We start from the raw sequence: 564 nt of genomic DNA on the forward strand, positions 1-564 counted from the left end.
CCTCGCAGGTCCCCTCGGCATGAGCGTCGAGGAGGCGGCCGAGGCGGTGATCCGGCTCGGCAACGTCCACATGACCGGGGCGATCCGCATGGTATCGCTGTCGCGCGGCTACGACCCGCGCGACTTCGTGCTCTTCGCCTTCGGCGGCGCTGGTCCGCTCCACGCCGTCGCGCTCGCCCGCGAGCTCGGCATCCCCGAAGTGCTGGTGCCGGCCCGCCCCGGCCTCACCAACGCGCTCGGCTGCCTCGTCGCCGATCTGCGCCAGGACCGGGTCCGCACCCTCAACCGGCCGCTCGACGGGCTCGACATGGCGGATCTTCGCGCTGTGCTCGAGGAGCAAGCCGCGGATGCCCTCGCGATGGTGGCCGAGGAGCAGGCCGAGATCGAGGAGACGACGGTCACCTACGGCGCCGACATGCAGTTCCGCGGCCAGACCCATCTGATCCGCGTCGCCCTGCCCTCCCCCGACATCGACCGCGCGACGCTCCAGGAGCTGTTCGAGGCGGCGTATTTCCGCCGCTTCCAGGTCCGGCTGCCGGAGATCCGGGCCGTGGTGGTCAACCT

1 protein-coding gene is annotated in these 564 nt (G+C 71.6%); it reads left to right on the plus strand.

The window, feature by feature from the left end:
• On the plus strand, nucleotides 1-564 hold a 564-nt coding region (locus VQ03_RS30270; protein WP_048454645.1), incomplete at both ends, for a hydantoinase/oxoprolinase family protein.

It is taken from the genome of Methylobacterium tarhaniae (genome assembly GCF_001043955.1).
GTDB lineage: Bacteria > Pseudomonadota > Alphaproteobacteria > Rhizobiales > Beijerinckiaceae > Methylobacterium > Methylobacterium tarhaniae.